The sequence below is a fragment of the Kosakonia oryzendophytica genome, from assembly GCF_027886705.1.
GTDB classification, from domain to species: domain Bacteria; phylum Pseudomonadota; class Gammaproteobacteria; order Enterobacterales; family Enterobacteriaceae; genus Kosakonia; species Kosakonia oryzendophytica.
Genome location: NZ_CP115659.1, coordinates 2,049,296 through 2,071,728, shown reverse-complemented (window position 1 = coordinate 2,071,728; position 22,433 = coordinate 2,049,296). Strand labels below are relative to the sequence as shown.

The window sequence follows — 22,433 nt, the reverse complement described above, 5'->3', positions numbered from 1 at the left end:
ATGGCTTCCGATAACCTGGTCAATGTCACCATTAACGATGAATCCCTGCGCCGGAGCCTTCGTGCGCTGGACCTTGCAGCCACAGACCTGGAACCCGCGATGCGCAAAATCGCCGGAACCCTGCTGGCGGAAACGCAGTTTAACTTTCTCGATGAGGGGCGTCCGGGGTGGACTCCCTCACTGGCAGCGCAGGAGCGCGACGGGCAAACGCTGCAGGATACCGGGCGTCTGATGGGGTCGGTATCAACCGACCATGACGACCGGCAGGCAGAGGTTGGCACTAATGTCGTTTATGGGCCGATTCACCAGTTCGGTGGTAAAACGGGACATAATGAGTCCGTTGAACTTCCTGCCCGTCCGTTCCTGCCGCTGACGGGGGACGGTGAACTGCAGCCTGAAGTGGTTGTCCCCATCCTCGATACGATTGTCCGCCATCTTGAAGCAGCGGCCCGTCGCTGAGTTTTGTCTCTACAGGCGGGTGATTTATCATTGCCAGCCGCTGAGGGGCTGTATTACCTTTATAAAGGCTTTACAGCCCCCGCTTTGCACCACTATTCGCCTGCAGCATGACATTCCCCGTACTGATACCCCCGATTTTTTCTAAAGCAGATTAAAAGCGCTGCTGATGCTTTTTCCACAGACTGTCCCCGACAACGTAACGCGGGACAGCAAAATGCCAGCCATTCACATTTTTAAAGCCGGTACTCATACCGATATGCACGGCACGAAACTGCCGTTCACGCAAAGCGATCTTGCCGCCTGCGTGAAAGCCTATGACCCGTCCGTCCATGAAGCGCCTCTCGTTATTGGCCACCCCAAAACGGAAGACCCGGCGTGGGGCTGGGTGAAATCCCTGTCGCTTAACGGCGGCGATCTGCTCGCTGAGCCTGACCAGCTCGACCCGCAGTTTGCCGAACTGGTGGGCAACGGACGCTTCAAGAAGGTCTCCGCCTCATTCTATCTCCCTGACTCACCGAACAACCCGAAGCCCGGCACGCTTTACCTGCGTCATGTCGGCTTTCTGGGCGCGCAGCCACCTTCCATTAAGGGGCTGAAGCAGGTCTCGTTTGGTGAGAAAGAAGAAGGCGTCGTGGAGTTTGCCGACTGGAGTGATATCACCAATGCCTCTTTATGGGGCCGTCTGCGCGATTTTCTGATTGCTCAGTTCGGGCTGGACGAGACCGACAAGGTGCTTCCTTCATGGCAGGTTGACTCCCTGCGTGAAGAGGCTTACCGCGACACCGGGAAGTCTGAACCGGACTTCAGTGAACACAATCCCAACCCTCAACAAGAGAACAGCACCATGACTGAAGAAGAAATCAAAGCGCTTCAGGCGGAAAACACACGTCTGAAAGCGGAAGCCACCCAGCGGGCAGAACAGGAAGCGAAGAGCAAGCAGGACAAACTGCACGCGGAGAACGTCTCCTTTGCCGAGAAGCTGGTTGGCGATGGCCGACTGGCCCCCAAAGCGAAGTCGGTAGTCGTGGCCATCCTGGACGCGGTCTCTGCAGGTGACAAGCCGGTTGAGTTTGCTGAAGGCGATACCCGCACCCCGCTGGCCACGGCGTTTAAGACGCTGCTGGACAGCACTGATCCGGTACTGAATTTCAGTGAGCATGCGACCAAAGACCGCGTGAACACGGATATCAAAACGACGTCAGCGGAGTTCGCTGAAGCCGACCCGGAACGTCTGGCGCTGCATCAGAAAGCGCTGGAACTGTCGAAAAAAGAAGGCATCAGCTACGACGCTGCTGTCTCCCGCTGCCTGTAATTAAGGAGAGAACATGTCTGACTATTTAAAGGGTAAGCGCGTCGTTGACCCGGTGCTGACCAGCATCGCTCGCGGTTATAAAAATGCCGCGTTCATCGGTGAGCGCATTTTCCCCATTGTCCTTACCGATAAGGAAGGTGTGACCGTGCCGACCTTCGGTAAATCCGCTTTTGTGGAGTACGACACCGAGCGTGCCGTGGGGGCTGACAGTAACGTTCTGGTGCGCGAGAAAACCGGCAAGCTGGACCTGGTTCTCAACGAGCACGATCTGGCCGCGCCGGTGGACTATCGCGAGCAGGCAGAGTCGATGTTCAACGAAGAGGCCAAAGCCATTCGCCGTGTGACGAGCGGCGTCAACCTCAAGCGAGAACTGTATGCGGCCCGTCTGGCCCAGGACAAGAACGTCTATCGCGCGGCTAACGTCAAAGCGCTGGCCGCTGCCGACCGCTGGGGTGGTGGCAAGGGTGACCCGATTGGCATCATTGAAGGCGGGATCGAAGCGGTGCGTAGAGCCACCGGCCTGCGTCCGAACCTGATGACCATGGGGGCCAGCGTGATGTCGCTGCTGAAGTTCCACCCGGCGATTCAGGCCGCGATTGGTGCCAACGAACGCAAGCGTATCACCATCGAAATTCTGAAAGACCTTTTCCAGCTGGAAGATGTGGTGGTCGGCGAGCCGGTCTCCATGGCCTCCATGAAAGACGCGCAGAGCAAGGACAAAGTCCCGGCTGATATCTGGGGCGACAACCTGATGCTGCATTACGTCGGTAAACCCCAGCCGGGCACTGACAGCGCCGACGAAAACGAGCCGTCATTCGGTTACACCCTGCGCCGTAAAGGGATGCCGGTGGCGGATAAATACGATGGCGTCGGCGGCAAGGTGAAGTACTGCCGTTATACCGATATCTACAAAGTCGCCGTGGTCGGTGGCGATGCCGGGTATCTCGTCACCAACATCGTGAAATAAGGAGACGTTCATGGGTACAACTCAGCAGGTCATTCTGACCACTACCGTGACGGCCAGCGCGGCGCTGACGCAACAGCGCTTTGTCGGTGCCGATAACGCACCCTGTCAGGCCGGAGCCGTCGCGCTCGGTGTGGCGGAGGTGGATGCCGCTGCCGGTGATGTAACGCCGGTCAACGTACTGGGTATTGTTGCGGTCGAGGCCGGTGCCGCGATTGCTAAGGGGCAGAACGTCCAGTCGGATGCAAACGCCTGCGCCGTTCCCCAGACAGCCGCCACGGAAGATACCCCTGCGGGAATCTCTGCCGGGATTGCGCTGGATGAGGCACTGGCCGAAGGTGACGTTATCCGCATCCTGCGCGGGGTGTGACATGTACTGCACCCTGGCGGATTTACAGGAACAAGTGCCTGAGTCAACGCTGATTCAGCTCACTAACGAGGTCGTGGATTTCGACACCCCTGCCACGGTGAATGTGACGGTTGTGGACAGCTGTATTCGCTACGCCGGGGAGTTGATTGATGCGCACCTTCGTGGCCGCTATACCCTGCCGCTGGCAGAAGTGCCTACCGTTCTGCGGGATATTGCCATCACGCTGGTGCGTTACCGCCTGTATATCCGTCGTCCTGAAGGTGATCTGCCTGACACCGTCAAAGACGACAACAAAGAGGCCCGGCGTCAGCTTGAGGCCATCCGCGACGGGAAGCTTACGCTGGGGCTGCAGTCCACTCAGAAGGATGTGCCTGAGTCCGGTGAAATCCGGGCGTGGGCACGCCGCCCCACCTTTGGCGGGCGCGATGGCTTACTGGAGAAATACTGATGAACGTTCTGCCCGTCCTCGATGCGGTGCTGGCCCGGTTGCGCGAGAAGCTGCCGCAGCTGCAGGTGGAGTACTTCCCGGAAAAGCCGTCCGAATACCGTCTGAATCATCCTGTCGGGGCGTTGCTGCTGAGCTATGCCGGTTCGCGCTTCGACAAACCCGATGATATTGGTGCGGTGATCCAGCCTCAGACTATCCAGCTCTGCGTCTCGGTGGTCTTCCGCCAGCTCAACGGTAAAAGAGGTGCGATTGACGTTCTGGATGCAGTCCGCCGCATCCTCGGTGGCTACACCCCGCCGAATTGCCGCCGTCGTATCTGGCTGACCCGTGAAGTGTTTATCGGTGAGGTCAAGGGGCTGTGGCAGTACGCTCTCGACTTCGCAACCGAAAGCGTCTTTATCGAAGACAGCGATTTACCGTCCGGCCCGCTGTTAACCGAAGTGAACTATGAGGAAAGCGAGTGATGAAAGAAAGAATACCGCTATTCCGGCCCGGCCAGCGGCGTCACGCTGTCGGACGGAACCGAAATCCTGCTCTGGCCGGGGAAGAATGTTTCCCTGCCGGAGGAGCATGACTATGTGAAGGTACTGGTGGCGCTGAAGCATCTGACACCGGTATCTGAAGAGACTAAACCCGCCAGCACACCGGCTATGCAGTCACCAAAGCGCAGGAACGGCGGCGACAACGATGTGAAAACGGAGGACTCCCATGGCAGCTAACTATCTGCATGGCGTCGAAACCATTGAGGTGGAAAACGGTGCTCGCCCGGTTAAAACGGTGAAGTCTGCCGTCATTGGCCTGATTGGTACTGCCCCGATGGGGGACGTCAATACGCTGGTGCAGTGCCTGTCTGAGAAAGATGCAGCGGCGTTTGGCAGCCAGCTCACCGGCTTTACCATTCCGCAGGCACTGGATGCGATCTACGACCATGGCGCAGGCACCGTTCTGGTCATTAACGTGCTTGATCCAGTTGTGCATAAAACCACTGTGGCCGATGAAGACGTAACGTTCGACAAGGCGACGGGCAAAGCGCAGCTGGCTAATCCGGTGGTCGCGCAGCTGGTGCTGAAACCGGACAGCGATGGCCAGCCTTATGTGGAAGGTCAGGACTACTCGCTTGATGCACAGACCGGGGTGATTACCAACCTCGGTAAGAGCATTGCTGCAGATGCAACGGTGAAGGCCAGCTATAACTATGCTGATCCGACCAAAGTCACCCCGGCTGATATCATCGGTGCCGTTAACGCGGCGGGCAACCGTACCGGCATGAAGCTGCTCAACGACAGCTTCAACCTGTTTGGCTACTTCGCCAAAATCCTGATTGCCCCGGTATTCTGCACCCAGAACAGCGTCTCGGTTGAGCTTATCGCCATGGCTGAGAAGCTGGGCGCGGTGACCTACATCGACGCGCCGATTGGTACCACTTTTGCGCAGGCTCTGGCGGGGCGTGGCCCGGAAGGCACCATTAACTTCAATACCAGCTCCGACCGCGTCCGTCTGTGCTACCCGCACGTCAAGGTGTACGACGCGGCCACCAACAGCGAACGGCTGGAGCCGCTGAGCCAGCGTGCTGCAGGTCTGCGTGCCAAAGTCGACCTGGACAAGGGCTACTGGTGGTCGTCCTCCAACCAGGAGATTCTGGGTATCACCGGCGTCGAGCGCCAGCTGTCGGCAATGATTGATGACCCGCAGAGCGAGGTGAACCTGCTCAACGAACAGGGCATCACTACGGTCTTCAGCAGCTACGGCAGCGGCCTGCGTCTGTGGGGGAACCGGACGGCAGCATGGCCAACGGTCACCCATATGCGCAACTTTGAGAACGTTCGCCGCACCGGTGATGTGATCAACGAGTCGCTGCGTTATTTCAGCCAGCAGTACATCGACATGCCGATTACCCAGGCGCTGATTGATGCGCTGACGGAGTCGGTCAACGCCTACGGTCGCAAGCTGATTGGCGACGGTGCGCTGCTGGGCTTCAGCTGCTGGTTTGATCCGGCCCGTAATGAAGAGACGGAGCTGGCCGCCGGTCACCTGTTGCTGAGCTACAAATACACGCCGCCACCGCCACTGGAGCGACTGACGTTTGAGACTGAGATCACCTCGGAATACCTGTTAACCCTGAAGGGGAATAGCTGATGGCAAAGATTGAGATCAACCGCATCACGAATGCCAACATCTACCTGGATGGCGCTAACCTGCTGGGCCGGGCCGAGGAGGTCAAACTGCCTGACGTCTCCATGACCATGCAGGAGCATAAGGCGCTGGGGATGGTGGGCAAGGTGGAACTCCCTGCTGGCTTCGACAAGCTTGAGGGCGAGATCAAGTGGAACAGCTTTTACCGCGACGCGATGCTGTCTGCCGCGAACCCGTATAAGTCGCTGGCGCTGCAGTGCCGTTCCAGCGTTCAGCGCTACAGTTCGCAGGGGCTGATTGACGAAATTCCGCTGGTCACTTTCCTGACGATCATGTTTAAGAAGAACCCGCTGGGGACGTTCAAACAGCATGAGAACGCCGAGTTCTCCAGTAGCTTCACCTGCACGTACATCAAGCAGGTACTGGATGGTGAAGAGTTGCTGGAGCTGGACTATCTGGCCAACATCTTCCGCGTCGGCGGCATTGACCAGTTGACCGACTACCGCATCAACATCGGGGGCTGACGGTGACCATCGAGATTGAAGATAAAGGCGGGAACTGTGGTTCGATTGGCATGGGGAATGGTACGTGGTTTACCATCCTTGATATTTCAGGGGTGGAAAACCTTTTTAATACCCAGAAAACCAATGACCCGATTGACTGCACACGCTCCAAAGCACGAAAGCTCGCTGACCTGATTGAGGCATGGGAGCCACCTGACCACTGGTTCACCGGCATCGGCAAATCTGAAGGAAAGGCACTTCTTATCGCCTTCCTGCGTAACTGCAAAGGCTTTCGCACTCACTGATATCACAGGGGCTTCGGCCCCTTTCTTCTTAATCCCCTTTAATATCTGCCAGTCCCACCACCAGACATACTGCTCTGAACTTACACAGGAGCACGATCATGTCACAAACCCAATCCGATACTTTTAAGCTGTCTTACCCCTTCACCACCGCTGCTGGCACCAGAGTTGAGCAGGTTGAACTGAAACGCCTGACGGTCAAAGACCTGAAGCAGGTGCGCAAAATCAGTAAAGACCCGGCTGACTGGGACGAGCCGCTGATTGCCCGTAGCACCGGTATTCTTCCGGAAGACCTCGATAATATGGATCTTGCCGACTACATGGAGCTGCAGAAACGATTTCAGCAAGTCACTGGGCTGGGCAAGAGCGACGAAAACGCTGATGCAGGCGCAGGGGCTGCTGGCGAGGTGGTTTAGATTTCAGCCGGGGGAGATTGATGCCCTCGATACTGACGATCTGGAGATGTGGCTGGAGCAGGCTGAAGAGCAAATCAGAAGCGAGTTCGGCGATAATCATTAACTCCTCATCACTTAACAGCCGCTACTCGCGGCTGTTCTGCATGGCTCTCAGACATTTTCCTTCCGTTTTTCCGCTTTCAGAGGATAACCACCGTGGCCAGTGAATTTTCAGTCGGCGTCATTATTGGCGGCATTGTCGGGAGCAGCTTCCGCTCAGCCGTCAGCGGTACCCGACGCGCCCTTGATTCCCTGGGCGATACATCGCGCCGCCTGCAGGAACGCCAAAACGCCTTAACCCGTGCAACAGAACGCTATGGTCAGTTGGGTTCTTCCCGGATGCAGCGCCTCAACAGCGACCTGCTGCGGGTAAGCCGCACAATGGAGCAAATTGAGCGCCAGCAGCGCCGTTTGTCAGCAGTATCAGCCACCAGTGACGCGCTGAAAGCTAACCGCATGGCGCTCTATGGCCAGGGAGCAGAAACCTATGCCATCGGCAGAACACTGGGTGCACCGGTCATGGCCTCAGTCAAACAATATGCCTCGTTTGAATCGCAGTTGCGGGATATCAGTGTCACTGGTGATCTGGATTCAAGGCAGGAACAGGCCATCGGTACGGCCATTCGTCGGGCATCCCTTCAGGTCAATCAGCTCCAGGAGTCCCTGCTAGGGGGTGTTGGTCAGTTAGTTGCCGATGGTATGAACCCGGAGCAGGCAGCTAAATTTGCCGGGATGCTCGGTAAAGCGGCCACGGCCACCAAAGCGGATATGACTGACCTCGCAAAAATGACCTACGCCTTTAGCGATGCGCTGAAAATTACCGATGCGAAAGAGCTGGAGCAGGCGTTTGGGATTGCGGCAACCGGGGCTAAGCTAGGCTCGTTTGAACTGAAGGATATGGCGAAAGCGTTACCCGGTATGGCCAAAGCCTTCGCTGCACGTGGTATTTACGGCAAAGACGCCATAACCCAGATCGTCGCCAGTCTGGAAGTTGGTAAAGGCAGCGGCTCAGCGGAAGAGGCCGTCACCAATATGTCAAACTGGCTGGCGGCGATGGGGCGCGGAGATACTATCCAGAAATATGCTAAAGCCGGGGTGGATTACCAGGGGTCAATGCAGAATTACGTCGCTCAGGGCTTTTCACAGTACGAAGCCTCGCTGATGATTGCCAACCGTTTCATTGACGGTAAAGGTAAGGCGTTTTTACAGCAATGGAAAGCAGCAGGATCAAGAGGCGATCAGGAAGGCCAGCAGAAACTAATGGAGGCATTTGGTCTGGCAGAAGTCTTCACTGATATCCAGACCGTTAACCATTTACTGTCAATGCGTCAGGGCTGGAATAAATACCTTTCCAGCAAGCAGGAAATGAATACCCCGTCAGCAATGTCTACGCTGGATAAGGATGCTGCAAAACAAAATAATACGCTCGAAGGTCGTTGGCGCAGAACTCAGATTGGTTTTAACGAGGCAGCCATCAGCATTGGTGAGTCACTACGCCCGACCTTGATCCAACTGGGTGAGACTTTTATTCCTTTAATGGACAGTGTCGGCAAATGGATAGCGGCAAACCCGCAAATCGTCAGCGGCACCATAAAGGTTGTAGGAGCATTACTCGCTTTCAAGATGGCCACTATCGGTCTCAAGCTGGGGCTGAATCTCCTTATTTCCCCCTTTGTTAACGTCTGGAAAAATGCCGTTTTACTGCGGGCCAACTGGCTTCGACTGTCGCTTGCACTCGGTGAAGGCGGTAAGCTCCGCTGGCTGGTGACCGGCTTCAGCGCCGTCGCCAGAGGAGCCAGAACACTGGGTGGTGTGCTGTCAGGTGGGCTGGTTCGCGGCATTATGATCGCCGGGCGGGCCGTTCTCTGGATTGGCCGGGCGCTGCTGATGAATCCCATTGGTCTCGCCATCACCGCCGTCGCGGCAGCAGCTTACCTTATTTATCGCAACTGGGGCGCAGTCAGTAGCTGGTTTAAACAGCGCTGGGCTGACATTAAAGAGGCGTTTAATGGCGGTGTCGTGGGGATTGGTAAGCTGCTGATTAACTGGTCGCCGGTTGGTCTGCTCTATAAAGCCTTTGCGGCTGCGCTGAAATATCTCGGCGTTGAGCTGCCAGCGAAGTTCACCGACTTCGGTGGCCATCTTATCGACGGCCTGATTAACGGCATCAAAAACAAATGGGAGTCGCTCAAAACCACCGTCACAGACATGGGCGACAGCGTCGGTGGCTGGTTTAAAGAAAAGCTGGGTATCCATTCGCCAAGCCGGGTATTCATGGGCTTTGGTGACAACATCGCGCAGGGAGCGGCTATCGGCCTGCAACGCACGACACCACAGGCTGCGCTGGCCGGGCAGCGTCTGGCTACCGAAATGACACCGAATGTTCCCCGTATCCCGTCGCCGGAAATCATGGCTGCGGGATATTCAGGTCGTGGCGCAGTTGCAACTGGCGGTGGAACATCTGGCGGTATTCAGGTCAGCTTTAATCCTCAGTTTTTCCTCAATGGCAAAGAAACCGCAGCGCCTGACGGGTTGACCGGCGCACTGAATATGAGCCTGCATGAGCTGGAGAAAATGCTGGAGCGTCTGCTGGCTCAGCAACAACGCAGGAGGTACAGCTGATGTTTGCAGTACTGGGTGATATTGAGTTTGAACTGATTACCTACTGGGACGGCTTCGAGGTCACGTTCGGCGTCGATTATGCGGAGCATCCCCGTATCGAGGGTAAGCCCGGCCTGCAGTTCGTTGGCGATAAGCTGGACGAAATCCAGATAAGCCTGGTCTTCCATCAGCACTATTGTGTGCCCGACGTGGAGCTGGCGAGACTGCGAACGGCCATGAAGGCCCATCAGGCGCTAGCGCTGGTCTTCGGCAACGGTGACTATCGCGGCTGGTTCGTGATTACCGATGTTACTGCGACCAGCGAGCAGACCGACAGCACCGGCAACGTGCTGGCCGTCAATGCCACCGCGTCTCTCCGGGAGTACATCGGCGACCCGAAAAACCCGCTACAGCCACCCGCAATACGCACGCAGGTTCCCGGCGTCGGGGCGGTCTCCGGTGCCGTTCCTTCACCTTCCGGGGTAGCGCAGTACGTCCGCGACGGCGTCAACTACGCCAAACAGGCGCAGTCTGTTCTCCAGACCACCATCAGTGCCGTTCGGGTTGCGCAGAAAATGAAGGATAACCCCGCCGTTGCACTGACCCGCGTACCGGGGCTGATGAGCGGGCTGGGCAACGTGTCCGGGGCGTTGGGTCAAAGCGTTCCGGCATTTAATGCGCTTTCTGAATCCATGCCTGATGCCATCAGTCTGGCCAGAGCCACCAGTGATGCGGCCACGTATGTACAACAGGCACAGTCTTCACTGAGCGGCGTGGACGGCAGCAATATCGCAGCGGCGCTGGATGCCGTTTCCGGGCAGCTTAACTCCGCCAGCACCACCTTCACCCGTATGTCGGCGGGGTTAAGCACCATGGCAGCCAAAATTCTGGCGAGGAGTGTGTGATGTTTCTTGAACATGTCACCCGTGACGGAGAGCGCTGGGACTCTCTCGCATGGCAGTACTACGGCGACCCGCTGGGCTATCCCCGGATAATTGCCGCCAATCCACACGTGGCCATCACGCCGGTGCTGCCCTCCGGGCTGTTGTTACTGATTCCGGTTATCGAGGCTGAAGAAGCCAGTACAGAAGAGGATATTGCTCCATGGCTGAGATAAACAGCACTGCACAAGCCGCATCAGCGTTAACCGGCGTCAGCGATGTTCTGAGTCCGGTGTTCACGCTATGGTATCTGCAGAAGAACATCACCACCGATATCGCCCCCTATGTCACCCGCGTAACCTACAGCGATAACATCAAAAGCGAGTCCGATACCATTGAGGTGGAACTGGACGACACCGATGACCGCTGGCTGGATAAGTGGTATCCGGGCAAGGGTGACACGCTGACGCTGAAAATGGGTTATCAGGGCGAGAAGCTGCTGTCCTGCGGTACGTTCTCTATAGACGAGATCGAGGTGAGTTCGCCCGCGTCCGTTGTCGCTATCCGGGGCGTGGCCACGTCGGTCAACAACGCCCTGCGGACAAAATCCAGTCGTGGTTTCGAGAGCACCACGCTGGCGGCCATCGCCGGACGGATTGCCAAAAAGCATCAGCTGAAGCTGGTTGGCAGTATTGAGTCCATCAAAATTGACCGGGTGACCCAGTATGCTGAAACGGACGTGGGCTTCCTGCGCCGACTGGCCAGCGAGTATGGTTATGCCGTGAAAGTGGTCAGCGACCAGCTGGTTTTTTCTCATCTTGCCACGTTGCGCGGTCAGGAGCCGATCAGGCAGTTAAAGCCGCAGGATGTGGCCAGCTTTTCCCTGCGTGACACCATCAACCGCGTCTACAAATCCGCGAAGGTAAAACACCAGAAGAGCAGCGATAAAAAGCTGATCGTTTATGAAGCTGATGGCGGTACCAGCGAAAGCGACAAACAAACCAAAGGCGGTAAGGTCACCAGTGCCGACTCACTGAAGGTCAACAGCCGCGTCAGTGATCCGGACAGCGCCCGGATTAAAGCAGATTCGGCGCTGGCCAGGCATAACGAATACCAGCAGAACGGCTCGCTGACGCTGATGGGGACGCCTCAGTTGACTGCAGGCAACAAAATTGAACTGGTGGGTTTTGGTCAGTTATCCGGGCCATGGCTGATAACTACTGCCCGCCATGCGTTTGACCGTAACAGCGGCTACATCACCGAACTGGAAGTGGCACGAGGGCCGGTTACGCAGGGCAAAGCGAAGAAAGGTAAAAAGACCGGAAAAAACCAGACGCTGACCGTCTATAAACCGGACGGCAGCACGTCCACGGTAATAAAGGAGAAAAAATAATGACAGGCGTCACTCGTCAGGTCGGTACGGTCAGCGCCGTCGATGCCGACAAGGTTCAGGCCCGCGTTCGTCTGCCGGAATGCGATAACCTGCGCACTAACTGGCTTAACGTGCTGCAGCGCAATACCCAGGATAACAAGGATTACTGGCTCCCTGACGTGGGGGAGCAGGTTGAAGTGCTGCTCGATGCCAACGGCGAGGATGGTGTCATTCTGGGCGCGGTGTACTCAGAAGTCGATAAACCGCCGTTCAGCGACAAAAATGTCCGGGGCACGAAATACGCGGATGGCGCAGAGTTCAGCTATAACCGTGCGACCCATACGCTGACGGTCAAAGGTGGTATCGAGCATGTGGTGATCGAGGTTGCAGTGGGTATCAGCCTGAAGGGGAAAACCATTGATTTGACCGCTGACACCACCACGGTGAACGGCAACCTTGAAATCAACGGCAATGCCCACTCGACAGGCAGCATGCTCTCTGACGGCCCGAACTCTAATCACCATTCCCACTGACCTTCTTAAACGCCTTTAATATCGGCGTTCCCGCACAGGGGCAATACTGCCCCCATGAAAACAACCTCAGTATTCTGGCAACCGGCTCTGCAGGCCCCTGGCGAAATCGTCCGGGGGCTGGATGATATCTGGCAGGCCATTCAAATCATCCTGCGTACTCCTCGCGGCAGCGACCCGCATCGCCCGGAGTTCGGCAGCAATCTGCACCTTTATATCGACTGGCCTATTGACCGGGCCATTCCGCATGTGGTGCGCGAATCCGTCGATGCCATCCGCCGCTGGGAGCCTCGCTGCCAGCTTATGTCGGTTAAACCCGCCGTCGATGGCGAACATCTTACGCTCCGGGTGAGCTGGAAAGGCTCTGACGGACAGCCCCGGACTCAGGAGTTGCTATGGCGCTGACAGAACCCGATTTTATTGAACGTGATGCCGATAAAATCACGGCTGAAATGATTGCACAGTACGAAGCTGCAACCGGCAAAACGCTGTATCCCGCTCAGGCTGAGCGCCTGTTGATTGACCTGTGGGCATACCGCGAAATGCTGGTCAGGGTGGCGGCGCAGGAAGCGGCCAAACAGAATCTGGTCGCCTTTGCCCGTGAGCCGATGATTGATTACCTCGGTGAACTGGTCGGTGTATACCGTCTTGCCGCGCAGCCTGCCACGACCACGCTCCAGTTCTCCGTGGATGAGGAACTGGCCATTGATGTGCTGATTCCGGCAGGCACCCGCGTCAGCGCTTCCGACAGCATTATTTTTGCCACCGATACGGACGTGGTGCTGAAAGCCGGATTGCTGCTGGTCAATGCCACGGCCACCTGTACCGAACCGGGAGCCGCTGGCAACGGCTGGCAACCTGCGCAGGTTAGTCAGTTGCTCGATGAAATTGATAACGTCGACCTGCAGGTGACCAATCTGGCAGCCAGTTCTGGCGGTTCTGAGCAGGAAGACAATGACAGGCTCCGCGAGCGTATCAAACTTGCGCCGGAGTCATTCACTAACGCCGGAAGCCGTATGGCATACCATTTTCATGCCATGCAGGCCCATCCCAACATCGTCGATGTTGCCTTGCTTTCCCCGGTTCCCGGCACCGTAGAGCTGTATCCGCTGCTCAGCACCGGCCTGCCGGACGACAGCATCCTCACGCTGGTAGAGAGTTTCTGCTCGGACGAAAAAGTCAGGCCACTTACTGATACCGTGCGGGCTAAAACACCTGTTCAGGTGGATTACACCATTGAAGCCAATATCACGATCTATCGTGATCAGGATGCCAACTCGGTAAAGGACAACGCTAACAGCGCCATACAGAACTGGGTGGCATCACGTACCGCCACGCTGGGGCGCGATATTGTTCCCAGCCAGATTATCAGCGTGTTGTCCGTCTCCGGGGTGTACCAGATTGAACTGGTGACACCGGCGCTGAAGGTAGTGGCAGAAAACGAATGGGCAAACTGTACGGCGATCACACTTAACATGACCGGAGTGTCTGATGGCTGAGCCGCTGCAACTCCCGCCGCCGCTTGAGGGTGATATCAGCCTCAGAACGCTGGGAAGACTGGCCGGGCGGCTGGATAACCTCGACCTGAGCGTACTGATGGTCTATCTCGTCGATATCGTCGACAGTTCCGCGCTGCCATGGCTGGGCGAGCAGTTCTCACTGTTCGGCGATGGCTGGGAGCTGGCGGAATCGGACGATGTACGCCGCATGCTTATCAAATCCGCTATCGAGCTGCACCGCTATAAAGGGACGCCGTGGTCAATCCGGGAAATTATCCGCCGTTTTGGCTTCGGCGAAGTGGATCTGATTGAAGGCACTGGCCAGATCGGCTACGACGGCAAACACAGTTACAACGGACTTTTCGTGCATGGCGATGCGGAAGCCTGGGCGGTCTATCGCGTCATCCTTCAACAGCCCATTACTAACGACCAGGCGGCACTGCTACGTCAGACGCTCGCTGCCTTTGCTCCGGCCCGCTGCCATCTGGCGAGTCTGGAGTATCAGTCTGTCGCCATTCGCTACAACAACACCGTCAACTATGACGGTAGCTATAACCACGGGAGCAGTTAATTATGGCAAACCTACCTGAAACCCCGCAGTGGGAAGACGGCATCTATCAGATTGAGGTCTCCGACCCCGTTCTGGGCGGGCCTGACGGGATTTCTAACCGTCAGGGTAAACAACTGGCCAGCCGCACGCTGTACCTGAAACAACAGGTTGAAAAAGGTGGTTCTGACCTTGCGAAACACATCGCGGCGGCAGACCCGCATACCCAGTACGCGCCGAAGGCAAGCCCAACATTCACCGGCACGCCAACAGCGCCCACGCCTGAAAATAGCGACAACAGCAAGAAACTGGCGACGACGGAGTTTGTGGCTAAAGCACTTGCGGCGCTTGCAGGCAGCGCCCCTGAGACGCTGGATACACTCAAAGAGCTGGCTGACGCCCTCGGCAACGATCCGAATTTTGCGACCACGGTGCTGAACAAGCTGGCGGAGAAGCTGGCCAAAGACCAGAACGGCGCTGATATTCCTGACCCGGCGCTGTTTGTCAAAAACCTTGGTTTAGGGGAAGGCTCTGCTTTGCCAGTTGGCGTCCCCGTTCCGTGGCCGTCAGCAACGCCGCCAACGGGGTGGCTCAAATGCAATGGTGCCGCGTTCACAGCCTCACAGTACCCTAAGCTGGCACTGGCCTATCCGGCGCTGAAACTTCCAGATTTGCGTGGTGAGTTTATCCGAGGCTGGGATGACGGACGTGGTGTAGACAGTAATCGTGAATTACTGAGTCTTCAGGGGCACTTGTTCGCAAGTCATGCGCACAACGTACCCGCATGGGATGCATGGGACAGTAGTGTGCTGACGCCCAATGACAAGCAGGGGGATAGATTGCTGTCTACCGATAACTCGGTCAGTTCTAGCGTAGGTACGCCCAATGGAATGGCTAACAGTAAGTACGCAACTGTAGTTACAGGCGGCACTGAAACACGTCCGCGTAACGTGGCATTTAATTACATCGTGAGGGCCGAATGATGGCAGAAGCTGAACTGAACAATAATTTGATTGCCATAGCAGATGGAGACATCACCGTTTATAACTACGGCAGCGAAACCCGTGAATACATATCTTCTTCTGTTGAGTATCTTGCCATTGGTGTTGGCATTCCGGCCAATTCCTGTATTGACGTGCCAGGTGAAGCCCGCGCGGGGCACGCCATCTGCCGCACTAAGGATCTAACCGCATGGGAATATATTCCTGACCATCGGGGAAAAACTGTATATAGCATCCACTCCGGCGCGGCTATTGTGGTTTCCGATCTGGGTGATTATACGGCAGATACCACTCTGCTGGCCCCCGGTACACCATACGATATCTGGAATGGCACTGCATGGGTGACGGATGCCGATAAGAAACATTCTGCCGATGTTGACGCCGCTGAACAAAGAAAAGCAGCATTGGTAGAGGACGCCAGGGCAACCATCAGTTTCTGGCAGACAGAGTTACAGCTTGGTGTCATCAGTAATGAAGATAAAGCCAGCCTGATTAACTGGCTGGCCTATATCAGGGAGTTGCAGGCACTGGATACAAATTCGGTACCAGATATCAGCTGGCCTGTGCCCCCGGCTTGACTGGCCATGTGACGTTAGGAGCCGTCGAAATATCGACGGCTTTCACTTCTGATTTATAATCCATCCATGCTGAAAGTTTAGTTTTATCGCTCTCGCTGATATCACCCAGCATCAACGCCACTCTCCAGTCAGATGTTATGTCATCCACCTCAGAAAGCAGCCGCAGCCGTTGTTCCCCTGCGTATTCAATATCGACCTTGCGCTTAGCTACTGAGTCGGTCACCCATTTTTGTCCATCCCATATATCGTAGGGTGTCTCGGGTGCTTCAGGGGTTGAACCCGGAGGGTAATCCCCAAGGTCACTGATGATAAAGGGTTGCCCGGTTTCCTTGTTGTAGGCTGTTTCGCCCCGATGATCGGCAACATACTCCCAGTCGGTAAAATCTGCCGTCCGGCAGATGGCAAAGCCTTCTGTGCTTTCTCTTGGGGAGTCAATGCATGAATGTGCTGGTAGTCCAACCCCAACGGCAACATACTCGACGGATGAGGAACGATATTCACGAGTTGAACCATCAAAGTTATGAACGGTGATTTCACCGGCAACGATAGCGATCATATCGTTGTTAAATTGTGCTTCTGCCATTATGCGGCCCTCACGATGTAGTTAAATGCCACGTTATGCGGTCTGGTTTCACTGCCTCCCGTTTTCTCCATCGTGATGTAAGTCCATGCCCTTGAACCCTCGCGTAGGCCGCCGTCAACGCCTTCGCTGTTTTGGTCGGTGAAAGCAATGAAATTTGTAGAGGGTGTGCCGTATTCATTGATAAAACGGTGATTGTGAGAGCGCAGTTCATCGGCCTGAGCAGTGAGAAGTGTACGACCCGCATCTACACCACGTCCGTCATCCCAGCCTCGGATAAACTCACCACGCAAATCTGGAAGTTTCAGCGCCGGATAGGCCAGTGCCAGCTTAGGGTACTGTGAGGCTGTGAACGCGGCACCATTGCATTTGAGCCACCCCGTTGGCGGCGTTGCTGACGGCCACGGAACGGGGACGCCAACTGGCAAAGCAGAGCCTTCCCCTAAACCAAGGTTTTTGGAAAAGCAGTTACACATAGCGAAATCTGTAAAAATCCTCCCACCGCAACATACAGGAGGAGAATTGATGGCCGTTATTGGTTATATCCGCGTATCAACAATCGACCAGAACAGCGATTTACAGCGTAATGCACTCACAAGCGCAAACTGTGACCGTATTTTTGAAGACCGTATGAGCGGAAAAGTTGCCAGTCGTCCCGGTTTGAAACGTGCTTTAAAGTGCGTTAATAGCGGAGACACCCTGGTCGTGTGGAAACTGGACAGGCTGGGGCGCAGCGTTAAGAACCTGATCGCACTGATATCAGAGTTACATGAACGCGGTGCCCACTTCCGCTCTTTAACAGACAGTATTGATACCAGCACTGCCATGGGGCGCTTCTTTTTCCACGTGATGTCTGCACTGGCGGAGATGGAGCGCGAGCTAATCGTCGAACGAACGCTGGCCGGGCTAGCAGCAGCCAGAGCACAGGGGCGCATAGGTGGAAGGCCCAACGCATTAAAGCTGCATGAGCGGGAACAGATTGGGCGGCTATTGGCTAAGGGGCACACCCGCCAGCAACTTGCCATTATCTACGGTGTAGGGGTATCGACGCTGTACCGGTATTTTCCGGTAGATGGTCAGAGGGAGGATGACGCGGTAGGATTGTAATTCTTTTGCCAATATTGAAACGCCGCAGCGATGCCATTTATCTCACGGAAATGGGCGCATTTATCGCGCGGCGCATCATCAACGCCACCAGTAATGCGCACAATCCGGTCAGGTTAAGAGCGCTGGCCATCGCTTTAAACGGCGACTCGCTCATCAGGCGCATCATGTCCGGCCAGTGTTGCCAGAGAAACATGCCCGCCACGCCGCCCATAAACAGCGCCTTCATCAACGCTTTCACAAGCTCAGCCCCGACCTGCGCAGAGAACAAGCGCTTAATACCGCTTAACGGGTTCAGTTTAGAAAACTGAAACGCCAGTGATTTGGTGCTGAATACCAACCCCCCGAGCATTACCGGCGCAACTAACGCTATGATCACGACGCCGGTCAACAGCGGCAACAAGGCTATCAATGCGTTTTTCAGCATGATGATAATTTGCCCGAGGATCAGATTCTGGTCATTGACGATATGGTGATCAAAACGTAACCCGGTGGAGAGCATGATCGACAACCGACGACCAAATGCTTCCCCGCCAAACCACAGAATGCAGATACCGGCCAACATAATAAGCACGGATGTCAGCTCTTTGGATCGGGGGATCTGCCCTTCTTCGCGCGCCTTCTCTAGTCGGTGCGCTGTGGGGGCTTCTGTTTTGTCGTCGCTGTCTTCAGAGGCCACGGCGTACATCCAGGGGTTACAGGTTTGATGACATAATGCCAGAGTCAATACGGTCTAATGGGCAGAGTAAGGCATAAAAACGGGGGGTTTTCGCCATTTGAGACAAAAATAAGGAACACGCATTCCAAAACGAGGACCAAACCCGAACAGACAGCCTAAGATCCTGACTAAAAAAAATCTCCTCTCTGTATCTTCTGATTATTGCGCTCTTAACAGGAACGCTATCACTATCCTTTATACTGTCCCTCTTTTTATTTATCAGGGATGTACCGTACTTATGCACGGCCAGTTTGACAGAATTACGCACAGTTCCATGTGCATTGCAGCATTTGTTATTTATTACTGCCTGTTCTATTTCGCTATTTTTATTCCTGGCTACCCGGCGCTATATCGTGTGGGCATGGCTGACTCCTTTCTTCACTGCGCTCTGCTACTGCCATGTGCGTTGCTACTCTGGCGTTACTACCACCGTCAATATAAGTTACTGCCATTGGGTTCTGTCACGTTACGAAACGTTGCAGTCCCCCTATTGGGTCTGCTCACGTTATTCTTTCTGGAGACGTTCTTCTCGCAACCGGAACCGTGGCTCGAGTCACTTCACAGCTATTCGGGATTTGTTCGCTGGACATGGGTGGTAACGGCCTGTTTGGCTGCACCTGTGAGTGAAGAGATTATCTTTCGCGGTTTTTTACTCAATGCTTTTTTGGGATGGGGGAAAATACCGCAACAACTGGGTATTGTGTTGGTCTCGGCTCTGTTTGCCGCTATTCATATGCAATATCAGACACCCGTCAATTTTGTCTATCTGTTCAGTTTCTCTGCGGTAATGTGTGTGGTACGCATCGGTACCGGCGGACTGATTGTGCCCGTAATCCTACATGCGCTGGCTAATCTGGGTGCAACATTCGCGTTGTATCTTTCATAAAAAAGTGGGAAGGTTTCACCCTTCCCACCCAATAGAATTGCGCCATTTTCAGCTAATCGACAGAAAATCCTTTGCGCCACAACTCACGCACTCATGAAGGATTATGCGCGAATCAGAATCCGAGGCTGTCCAGCAAATCGTCCACCTGATCCTGACTCGCCACAACACCCGCTTTGGTGGCGTCGAGTTGCGGCCCGTTGAGCAGGCTGTCGTTTTCGCGTTTCGGACGCGCGCTCTGATCCGGGATGTTTTCCAGCAGAACCATCAGCAACTGACGTTCGATCTCCTGAACCACATCCATCATGCGTTTGATAACCTGACCGGTAAGGTCCTGGAAATCCTGCGCCATCATGATGTCCATCAACTGCGCGTTGGTGAAGCTGGTATGCCCGGGGACTTCACCGAGATACTTACGGGTATCGGTCACCAGTTCACGGGCGTCGGCCAGCTCGATGGGGTTTTCAAACCACGCGTCCCAACGTTTGCTCAGGTCTTTCGCGCCACGTTCCATCTCATCCTGATGCGGCTGAGAAGCTTCAACGCTGTTGAGCGCACGTTCTGCCGCTTGCGCGGTCATTTGTACTACGTAGTCCAAACGATCACGGGCATCGGGAATTGCTTCCGCTGCTTCAGCAATCGCCTGGTCCAGACCCAATTCGCGCAAGCTGTCGCGCAGCATGCGAGTCAGACTGCCGATCCGGGCAATAATATCGCTGGGTGAATGTTCTTCCACTGGTTTAATCGAAGGTTGAATCATTTATCCAGTCCTCACATGCCAAGTTTCTCGAAGATCTTGCCGAGCTTCTCTTCCAGGGTTGCTGCCGTAAACGGTTTCACCACGTATCCGCTGGCACCCGCCTGCGCTGCAGCGATAATGTTCTCTTTTTTCGCTTCGGCCGTAACCATCAGTACCGGCATGGAGGCCATGTTGCTGTCCGCACGGATGGTTTTCAGCAACTCCAGACCGTCCATGTTCGGCATGTTCCAGTCAGAGATGACAAATCCAAAGCCGCCGGCCTGGAGTTTATTCAGCGCGTCAACGCCGTCTTCGGCTTCTTCGACGTTGTTGAACCCCAGCTCTTTTAACAGGTTGCGTACGATTCGACGCATCGTGGAGAAGTCATCCACAACCAGAAATCTGAGCTCTTTATCCGCCATAAATTTTTACTCCTAGTTCAAATACGTATTGCCTGTCCGGCACTGATTTTCGCCAGCATCTGCTGGCTTACCTGGCTAAGATCGACCACTTCGCTGACGCCACCCATATTGATGGCCTCACGCGGCATGCCGAACACCACACAACTTGCTTCGTTTTGTGCGATGGTCCAGGCGCCTGCCTGGTGCATCGCTAACATTCCGGCTGCGCCATCGTTGCCCATCCCCGTGAGAATCACACCCACGGCGTTGCGCCCCGCATATTTCGCCACCGAATGAAACAGCACATCCACAGCCGGACGGTGCCGATTCACCGGCGGTCCGTCATGGATCTTAATTTGATAGTTTGCCCCACTGCGCGCCAGTTCCATATGCCGATCGCCGGGGGCGATGTAGGCATGCCCTGGCAATACGCGCTCACCATCTTCGGCTTCTTTTACGCTAATCTGGCACAGTTTATTCAAACGCTCAGCAAATGAGCGGGTAAAGCCCGGCGGCATGTGCTGAGTGATAAGAATACCAGGACTTGAGAGAGGCAATGGCTGGAGTACATGCCTAATTGCCTCTGTTCCTCCGGTTGACGCGCCAATTACCAACAGTTTTTCCGAACTGAGCAACGGTCCGGCTTTCAATGTGGCCGGCACCGCCATCGGTTTATGCGCCGACAGACGTGCGCGTGAAGCTGTCCGCACCTTCTCAGCGATCATTTCGCTGTAGGCCAGCATCCCTTCACGAATGCCAATCTGAGGTTTGGTAACGAAGTCAATCGCACCCAGTTCCAGCGCACGCAGCGTCACTTCTGATCCTTTTCCCGTCAGAGACGAGACCATCACAACAGGCATCGGGCGCAAGCGCATTAATTTCTCAAGGAAATCCAGTCCGTCCATACGCGGCATTTCCACATCCAGCGTTAAAACATCCGGGTTAAATTTTTTGATTAAATCCCGGGCGACTAACGGGTCTGGCGCCGTCGCAACCATTTCCATATCACTGTGGCTATTGATTATTTCTGTCATGATCTGGCGCATCAATGCGGAATCATCGACGGACAATACCCTGATTTTACTCATGCTTTATCCTTACTCAGCGCATAAACGGTTTGCCCACGCAGGGTAAACTCACGCACGAGGTTGCTGAAGTTCTCCGAATGCCCGGCAAACAATAATCCGTCCGGCTTAAGCAGCGGAGCGAAACGATGCAGAATGTCCTGTTGCGTCGTTTTATCAAAATAAATCATAACGTTACGGCAAAAAATAGCGTCAAACGGCCCCGGTACGTTGTATTGCTTATCCAGCAAATTCACCGTGGTGAAATCAACGTAGTTCGCCAGTTCCTGCCGGACACGCACCAACCCGGCATGGGGACCTGTGCCACGCATGAAATAGCGTTGCATTTGCTGGGGTGATAGCGTCTTCAGTTCATCCTGGCGATACACACCGGCACGCGCTTTTTGCAGCACTTCGGTATCGATATCGCTGGCAAACACTTTCCAGCGCCCGGGTGCCATACCCAAAGCATCAGCAAGCGTGATGGCCAGCGAGTAAGGCTCTTCTCCCGTTGACGCCGCCGCGCTCCAGACCCGGTATTCACCGGTACGCTTACGCGCATGTTCCGCCAACACAGGAAAGTGATGCCCTTCCCGGAAGAAGGCGGTGAGGTTAGTGGTGAGCGAATTAATAAATGCCTGCCACTCTGCGCTGTTCTGGTTCGCTTCCAGCATGCTCAGATAACGACCAAAATCATCTAATCCTAGCGAACGCAAACGACGGACAAGTCGGTTGTAAACCATGTCGCGTTTGTGATCTGCGAGAACAATCCCCGCACGCTGGTAAATCAATTGACATATCCGACGAAAGTGCGCGTCGGACAGCGCCAGGCGTTGTGTCATCTGCTGTAATATTGATGACGTCTGCCCGCTGGGCATAGATGATGTCATAGCGCCTTCTCAACTAGGTTCAGTATTCAACAGGCACAGCGTTGGGCGGTGCCGCTTGAGGTCTTTCGACCCACTCTTTAATCTTTAAAACCGCCGTCA

At 55.3% G+C, this 22,433-nt stretch carries 29 protein-coding genes and 2 pseudogenes; 24 read left to right on the top strand and 7 right to left on the bottom strand.

Annotation, left to right across the window (positions count from 1 at the left end):
- The 22 genes from O9K67_RS10090 (at position 1) to O9K67_RS09985 (ending at position 15,955) form a co-directional block, all read left to right on the top strand.
- Complete coding sequence (locus O9K67_RS10090; protein ID WP_061494377.1) at positions 1 to 459, top strand: phage virion morphogenesis protein; 459 nt, start codon at positions 1 to 3, stop codon at positions 457 to 459.
- 214 nt (positions 460 to 673) lie between these two features.
- Positions 674 to 1,771: a hypothetical protein gene (locus O9K67_RS10085; protein ID WP_032438842.1), complete on the top strand. Its 1,098-nt coding sequence runs from the start codon at positions 674 to 676 to the stop codon at positions 1,769 to 1,771.
- Between the two features lie 13 nt (positions 1,772 to 1,784).
- Complete coding sequence (locus tag O9K67_RS10080) at positions 1,785 to 2,738, top strand: hypothetical protein (RefSeq protein ID WP_061494376.1); 954 nt, start codon at positions 1,785 to 1,787, stop codon at positions 2,736 to 2,738.
- A gap of 10 nt (positions 2,739 to 2,748) precedes the next feature.
- Positions 2,749 to 3,105 (top strand): DUF2190 family protein, encoded by a 357-nt coding sequence (locus tag O9K67_RS10075; protein WP_055311821.1) that lies wholly within the window; start codon positions 2,749 to 2,751, stop codon positions 3,103 to 3,105.
- A gap of 1 nt (position 3,106) precedes the next feature.
- A complete protein-coding gene (locus O9K67_RS10070; RefSeq protein ID WP_061494375.1) occupies positions 3,107 to 3,553 on the top strand; it encodes a gp436 family protein in 447 nt (148 codons plus the stop codon).
- Positions 3,553 to 4,017: a Gp37 family protein gene (locus tag O9K67_RS10065; RefSeq protein ID WP_023304058.1), complete on the top strand. Its 465-nt coding sequence runs from the start codon at positions 3,553 to 3,555 to the stop codon at positions 4,015 to 4,017. The genes O9K67_RS10070 and O9K67_RS10065 overlap by 1 nt, the downstream gene beginning before the upstream one ends.
- Before the next feature lie 45 nt (positions 4,018 to 4,062).
- Positions 4,063 to 4,272 carry a hypothetical protein gene (locus O9K67_RS10060; RefSeq protein WP_271044667.1) on the top strand — a complete coding sequence of 70 codons (210 nt, stop codon included), beginning with the start codon at positions 4,063 to 4,065 and terminating at the stop codon, positions 4,270 to 4,272.
- Positions 4,262 to 5,689, top strand: a complete 1,428-nt coding sequence (locus O9K67_RS10055) for a phage tail sheath subtilisin-like domain-containing protein (protein ID WP_061494373.1) — start codon at positions 4,262 to 4,264, stop codon at positions 5,687 to 5,689. Before O9K67_RS10060 ends, O9K67_RS10055 begins: the two co-directional genes overlap by 11 nt.
- Positions 5,686 to 6,210, top strand: a complete 525-nt coding sequence (locus tag O9K67_RS10050) for a phage major tail tube protein (protein ID WP_164965982.1) — start codon at positions 5,686 to 5,688, stop codon at positions 6,208 to 6,210. The genes O9K67_RS10055 and O9K67_RS10050 overlap by 4 nt, the downstream gene beginning before the upstream one ends.
- A gap of 50 nt (positions 6,211 to 6,260) precedes the next feature.
- Positions 6,261 to 6,494: a hypothetical protein gene (locus O9K67_RS10045; protein ID WP_290428372.1), complete on the top strand. Its 234-nt coding sequence runs from the start codon at positions 6,261 to 6,263 to the stop codon at positions 6,492 to 6,494.
- Between the two features lie 98 nt (positions 6,495 to 6,592).
- Entirely contained in the window at positions 6,593 to 6,907 is a 315-nt protein-coding gene (locus O9K67_RS10040; protein ID WP_000084225.1) for a phage tail assembly protein, read from the top strand.
- Positions 6,873 to 7,010 (top strand): GpE family phage tail protein, encoded by a 138-nt coding sequence (locus tag O9K67_RS10035; RefSeq protein ID WP_097760445.1) that lies wholly within the window; start codon positions 6,873 to 6,875, stop codon positions 7,008 to 7,010. The genes O9K67_RS10040 and O9K67_RS10035 overlap by 35 nt, the downstream gene beginning before the upstream one ends.
- 92 nt (positions 7,011 to 7,102) lie before the next feature.
- Positions 7,103 to 9,568 carry a phage tail tape measure protein gene (locus O9K67_RS10030; RefSeq protein ID WP_061494371.1) on the top strand — a complete coding sequence of 822 codons (2,466 nt, stop codon included), beginning with the start codon at positions 7,103 to 7,105 and terminating at the stop codon, positions 9,566 to 9,568.
- The gene (locus tag O9K67_RS10025; protein WP_061494370.1) at positions 9,568 to 10,452 is read left to right on the top strand and encodes a phage tail protein; all 885 of its coding nucleotides are present in this window, start codon (positions 9,568 to 9,570) and stop codon (positions 10,450 to 10,452) included. Before O9K67_RS10030 ends, O9K67_RS10025 begins: the two co-directional genes overlap by 1 nt.
- Entirely contained in the window at positions 10,452 to 10,664 is a 213-nt protein-coding gene (locus O9K67_RS10020) for a tail protein X (RefSeq protein WP_021544461.1), read from the top strand. The genes O9K67_RS10025 and O9K67_RS10020 overlap by 1 nt, the downstream gene beginning before the upstream one ends.
- Entirely contained in the window at positions 10,652 to 11,821 is a 1,170-nt protein-coding gene (locus O9K67_RS10015; RefSeq protein ID WP_061494369.1) for a phage late control D family protein, read from the top strand. The genes O9K67_RS10020 and O9K67_RS10015 overlap by 13 nt, the downstream gene beginning before the upstream one ends.
- Entirely contained in the window at positions 11,821 to 12,333 is a 513-nt protein-coding gene (locus O9K67_RS10010; RefSeq protein WP_021544460.1) for a phage baseplate assembly protein V, read from the top strand. Before O9K67_RS10015 ends, O9K67_RS10010 begins: the two co-directional genes overlap by 1 nt.
- A gap of 54 nt (positions 12,334 to 12,387) precedes the next feature.
- Positions 12,388 to 12,735, top strand: coding sequence for a GPW/gp25 family protein (locus tag O9K67_RS10005; RefSeq protein ID WP_000859115.1), 348 nt, complete (start codon positions 12,388 to 12,390; stop codon positions 12,733 to 12,735).
- Positions 12,726 to 13,829 carry a baseplate assembly protein gene (locus O9K67_RS10000; protein WP_061494368.1) on the top strand — a complete coding sequence of 368 codons (1,104 nt, stop codon included), beginning with the start codon at positions 12,726 to 12,728 and terminating at the stop codon, positions 13,827 to 13,829. Before O9K67_RS10005 ends, O9K67_RS10000 begins: the two co-directional genes overlap by 10 nt.
- On the top strand, positions 13,822 to 14,400 hold the full coding sequence (locus O9K67_RS09995; protein WP_061494367.1) for a phage tail protein I: 579 nt from the start codon (positions 13,822 to 13,824) through the stop codon (positions 14,398 to 14,400). The genes O9K67_RS10000 and O9K67_RS09995 overlap by 8 nt, the downstream gene beginning before the upstream one ends.
- 2 nt (positions 14,401 to 14,402) lie before the next feature.
- Positions 14,403 to 15,359, top strand: coding sequence for a phage tail protein (locus O9K67_RS09990; protein WP_071889942.1), 957 nt, complete (start codon positions 14,403 to 14,405; stop codon positions 15,357 to 15,359).
- Positions 15,359 to 15,955: a tail fiber assembly protein gene (locus tag O9K67_RS09985; RefSeq protein WP_061494365.1), complete on the top strand. Its 597-nt coding sequence runs from the start codon at positions 15,359 to 15,361 to the stop codon at positions 15,953 to 15,955. Before O9K67_RS09990 ends, O9K67_RS09985 begins: the two co-directional genes overlap by 1 nt.
- Here O9K67_RS09985 and O9K67_RS09980 read toward each other — a convergent pair.
- Positions 15,930 to 16,538: a tail fiber assembly protein gene (locus tag O9K67_RS09980; RefSeq protein WP_271044611.1), complete on the bottom strand. Its 609-nt coding sequence runs from the start codon at positions 16,536 to 16,538 to the stop codon at positions 15,930 to 15,932. The genes O9K67_RS09985 and O9K67_RS09980 overlap by 26 nt on opposite strands.
- Positions 16,538 to 16,993 (bottom strand): annotated as a pseudogene (locus O9K67_RS09975) (phage tail protein); the annotation flags it as partial. The gene O9K67_RS09980 and the pseudogene O9K67_RS09975, both read right to left, overlap by 1 nt.
- Positions 16,994 to 17,060: 67 nt before the next feature.
- Here O9K67_RS09975 and O9K67_RS09970 point away from each other — a divergent pair.
- Positions 17,061 to 17,642, top strand: coding sequence for a recombinase family protein (locus O9K67_RS09970; RefSeq protein ID WP_045285358.1), 582 nt, complete (start codon positions 17,061 to 17,063; stop codon positions 17,640 to 17,642).
- A 79-nt stretch (positions 17,643 to 17,721) separates the two neighbouring features.
- Here O9K67_RS09970 and O9K67_RS09965 read toward each other — a convergent pair.
- Positions 17,722 to 18,318 (bottom strand): annotated as a pseudogene (locus O9K67_RS09965) (EscU/YscU/HrcU family type III secretion system export apparatus switch protein); the annotation flags it as partial.
- A 313-nt stretch (positions 18,319 to 18,631) separates the two neighbouring features.
- Here O9K67_RS09965 and O9K67_RS09960 point away from each other — a divergent pair.
- Positions 18,632 to 19,243, top strand: a complete 612-nt coding sequence (locus tag O9K67_RS09960) for a CPBP family intramembrane glutamic endopeptidase (RefSeq protein WP_082794203.1) — start codon at positions 18,632 to 18,634, stop codon at positions 19,241 to 19,243.
- 112 nt (positions 19,244 to 19,355) lie between these two features.
- On the opposite strand, the gene cheZ is transcribed toward O9K67_RS09960, so the two are convergent.
- The 4 genes from cheZ to cheR are packed head-to-tail and all read right to left on the bottom strand — an operon-like array spanning position 19,356 to position 22,334.
- Positions 19,356 to 20,000 carry a protein phosphatase CheZ gene (gene cheZ, locus O9K67_RS09955; protein ID WP_061494357.1) on the bottom strand — a complete coding sequence of 215 codons (645 nt, stop codon included), beginning with the start codon at positions 19,998 to 20,000 and terminating at the stop codon, positions 19,356 to 19,358.
- Between the two features lie 11 nt (positions 20,001 to 20,011).
- Positions 20,012 to 20,401, bottom strand: coding sequence for a chemotaxis response regulator CheY (gene cheY, locus O9K67_RS09950; protein ID WP_023480048.1), 390 nt, complete (start codon positions 20,399 to 20,401; stop codon positions 20,012 to 20,014).
- A 17-nt stretch (positions 20,402 to 20,418) separates the two neighbouring features.
- A complete protein-coding gene (locus tag O9K67_RS09945; RefSeq protein ID WP_061494356.1) occupies positions 20,419 to 21,468 on the bottom strand; it encodes a protein-glutamate methylesterase/protein-glutamine glutaminase in 1,050 nt (349 codons plus the stop codon).
- A complete protein-coding gene (gene cheR, locus O9K67_RS09940; protein WP_061494354.1) occupies positions 21,465 to 22,334 on the bottom strand; it encodes a protein-glutamate O-methyltransferase CheR in 870 nt (289 codons plus the stop codon). Before cheR ends, O9K67_RS09945 begins: the two co-directional genes overlap by 4 nt.
- Positions 22,335 to 22,433: the final 99 nt, after the last annotated feature.

Bases quoted from the DNA above. Each gene is read 5' to 3' on its own strand.
- O9K67_RS10090 (WP_061494377.1), top strand. From the start codon at position 1: ATGGCTTCCGATAACCTGGTCAATGTCACCATTAACGATGAATCCCTG.
- O9K67_RS10085 (WP_032438842.1), top strand. From the start codon at position 674: ATGCCAGCCATTCACATTTTTAAAGCCGGTACTCATACCGATATGCAC.
- O9K67_RS10080 (WP_061494376.1), top strand. From the start codon at position 1,785: ATGTCTGACTATTTAAAGGGTAAGCGCGTCGTTGACCCGGTGCTGACC.
- O9K67_RS10075 (WP_055311821.1), top strand. From the start codon at position 2,749: ATGGGTACAACTCAGCAGGTCATTCTGACCACTACCGTGACGGCCAGC.
- O9K67_RS10070 (WP_061494375.1), top strand. From the start codon at position 3,107: ATGTACTGCACCCTGGCGGATTTACAGGAACAAGTGCCTGAGTCAACG.
- O9K67_RS10065 (WP_023304058.1), top strand. From the start codon at position 3,553: ATGAACGTTCTGCCCGTCCTCGATGCGGTGCTGGCCCGGTTGCGCGAG.
- O9K67_RS10055 (WP_061494373.1), top strand. From the start codon at position 4,262: ATGGCAGCTAACTATCTGCATGGCGTCGAAACCATTGAGGTGGAAAAC.
- O9K67_RS10045 (WP_290428372.1), top strand. From the start codon at position 6,261: ATGGGGAATGGTACGTGGTTTACCATCCTTGATATTTCAGGGGTGGAA.
- O9K67_RS10040 (WP_000084225.1), top strand. From the start codon at position 6,593: ATGTCACAAACCCAATCCGATACTTTTAAGCTGTCTTACCCCTTCACC.
- O9K67_RS10035 (WP_097760445.1), top strand. From the start codon at position 6,873: ATGCAGGCGCAGGGGCTGCTGGCGAGGTGGTTTAGATTTCAGCCGGGG.
- O9K67_RS10025 (WP_061494370.1), top strand. From the start codon at position 9,568: ATGTTTGCAGTACTGGGTGATATTGAGTTTGAACTGATTACCTACTGG.
- O9K67_RS10020 (WP_021544461.1), top strand. From the start codon at position 10,452: ATGTTTCTTGAACATGTCACCCGTGACGGAGAGCGCTGGGACTCTCTC.
- O9K67_RS10015 (WP_061494369.1), top strand. From the start codon at position 10,652: ATGGCTGAGATAAACAGCACTGCACAAGCCGCATCAGCGTTAACCGGC.
- O9K67_RS10010 (WP_021544460.1), top strand. From the start codon at position 11,821: ATGACAGGCGTCACTCGTCAGGTCGGTACGGTCAGCGCCGTCGATGCC.
- O9K67_RS10005 (WP_000859115.1), top strand. From the start codon at position 12,388: ATGAAAACAACCTCAGTATTCTGGCAACCGGCTCTGCAGGCCCCTGGC.
- O9K67_RS10000 (WP_061494368.1), top strand. From the start codon at position 12,726: ATGGCGCTGACAGAACCCGATTTTATTGAACGTGATGCCGATAAAATC.
- O9K67_RS09995 (WP_061494367.1), top strand. From the start codon at position 13,822: ATGGCTGAGCCGCTGCAACTCCCGCCGCCGCTTGAGGGTGATATCAGC.
- O9K67_RS09990 (WP_071889942.1), top strand. From the start codon at position 14,403: ATGGCAAACCTACCTGAAACCCCGCAGTGGGAAGACGGCATCTATCAG.
- O9K67_RS09985 (WP_061494365.1), top strand. From the start codon at position 15,359: ATGGCAGAAGCTGAACTGAACAATAATTTGATTGCCATAGCAGATGGA.
- O9K67_RS09980 (WP_271044611.1), bottom strand. From the start codon at position 16,538: ATGGCAGAAGCACAATTTAACAACGATATGATCGCTATCGTTGCCGGT.
- O9K67_RS09970 (WP_045285358.1), top strand. From the start codon at position 17,061: ATGGCCGTTATTGGTTATATCCGCGTATCAACAATCGACCAGAACAGC.
- O9K67_RS09960 (WP_082794203.1), top strand. From the start codon at position 18,632: ATGTGCATTGCAGCATTTGTTATTTATTACTGCCTGTTCTATTTCGCT.
- cheZ (WP_061494357.1), bottom strand. From the start codon at position 20,000: ATGATTCAACCTTCGATTAAACCAGTGGAAGAACATTCACCCAGCGAT.
- cheY (WP_023480048.1), bottom strand. From the start codon at position 20,401: ATGGCGGATAAAGAGCTCAGATTTCTGGTTGTGGATGACTTCTCCACG.
- O9K67_RS09945 (WP_061494356.1), bottom strand. From the start codon at position 21,468: ATGAGTAAAATCAGGGTATTGTCCGTCGATGATTCCGCATTGATGCGC.
- cheR (WP_061494354.1), bottom strand. From the start codon at position 22,334: ATGACATCATCTATGCCCAGCGGGCAGACGTCATCAATATTACAGCAG.